1 protein-coding gene is annotated in these 929 nt (G+C 69.3%); it reads left to right on the top strand.

The features are described from left to right. The first annotated feature begins 119 nt into the window (after nucleotides 1-119). A complete protein-coding gene (locus GVV04_RS31945) occupies nucleotides 120-770 on the top strand; it encodes a LysE family translocator (protein WP_161692719.1) in 651 nt (216 codons plus the stop codon). Nucleotides 771-929: the final 159 nt, after the last annotated feature.

Raw genomic sequence — 929 nt, 5'->3', positions numbered from 1 at the left:
CGGCTGCCCTGGGAGGGTGACGGGCCGCTGGTCGACCTGCGGCAGCCGCCCGGGGTGGCGTTCCACGTCTACGACGATGCGGGGCTGCTGACCACCCACTACCGGGTGGTGGTCTGAGGATGCAGGGCGCCCCCGTGCTCGGCTTCCTGGTCGCCCTCGCGCCGATCACCATGACGCCGGGGACCAGCCTGACCCTGGTCGTATCGCGGGTCGCCGTCGGTGGGCGCCGGCAGGGTTGGTGGGTGATCCTGGGTACGGTCACCGGGATCTACGTGCACGCGACTCTCGCAGCCGTCGGCCTCGCCGCGCTGGTGCTGCGCTCGTCACAGGCGTTCTGGATCGTGAAGCTGGTCGGTGCCGGCTATCTGGTCGGGCTCGGTCTGTGGCTGCTCTGGTCGGCGACCCGTCGCCGGCACCCGACCGACTCGGCCACACCGAACGACCTGGCCACCCGCCGGCCTCGGCGGCTGCCGTGGCGCGGGCACCACCCGTACCTCCAAGGACTGCTCGGCAACGTGCTCAATCCCAAGGCTGCCGCCGTGTATCTGACCCTTGCCCCGCAGTTCCTCGACTCGCACCGCTCGGTGCTGATTCCGATGCTGGTGCTGGCCTCGGCGCACGCGGTACTGCACACCTGCTGGCTTGCTGGCTGGACCGTTGTCTCGGGCGCGGCGGCCCGGCTGCTGCGTACCCTCCGGGTGCGCAGGGCGCTCGACCGGCTGACCGGCGCAATCCTGGTCGGTCTCGGTATCCGCGCCGCAGCAGGTTGAGGGCTGGACCTAGACGGCAGCGGTTCAGCTTAGGGACTGCGTAGATTTCCGTGTTTGACCTGGGTGTGGTCCGTTGGACAGGACGTTGATCCTGTCCGGGAAGGACCATGTCATGGCAGACAAGAAGAACGCTGTTCAGCTTCCGCGGCCGACGGCGGT

The organism is Micromonospora rubida, from assembly GCF_009908295.1.
GTDB lineage: Bacteria > Actinomycetota > Actinomycetes > Mycobacteriales > Micromonosporaceae > Micromonospora > Micromonospora rubida.
Note: the sequence above shows the minus strand (reverse complement) of the source record. Positions and strands in the feature narration are given on the sequence as shown.

What these genes read in the sequence shown, in the direction of transcription:
- GVV04_RS31945 (WP_161692719.1), top strand. Translation starts at nt 120, where the DNA reads ATGCAGGGCGCCCCCGTGCTCGGCTTCCTGGTCGCCCTCGCGCCGATC.